The organism is Paraburkholderia sp. SIMBA_027, assembly GCF_046535315.1.
Lineage (GTDB): Bacteria > Pseudomonadota > Gammaproteobacteria > Burkholderiales > Burkholderiaceae > Paraburkholderia > Paraburkholderia tropica.
This window is the reverse complement of record NZ_JAWRWY010000829.1, coordinates 1-263: the sequence shown is the minus strand read 5'-3', so window position 1 is coordinate 263 and position 263 is coordinate 1. Positions and strand designations below refer to the sequence as shown.

Annotated in this window: 1 pseudogene; it reads right to left on the bottom strand. The window is 63.9% G+C overall.

From position 1 onward, the window contains the following. Nucleotides 1-263: pseudogene (locus SB764_RS41385) on the bottom strand (hypothetical protein); the annotation flags it as partial.

Below are 263 nucleotides of genomic sequence, written 5' to 3'. Positions count from 1 at the left end.
ACGACAAACACGATCACGGCCAACGAAAATCCGATATTTGCCCACTGCCAAAGCCGGCCGCGACCGATCGGTCCGAGGCGGCCGGCGACCCAAGGCGACCAGATCCAGATGCCGAGCACAGCCGGAGCAATGAGACGCGGGATCATTGACCATCCGTCCAGACCGACTTCCCAGACAGCCCAGACGGCGGTTGCGACGAGGACGGCCGTATAGACCCAGGCGCCCACGTATCTTCGCAGGCCGAGCAGGACGCCGCATACCAG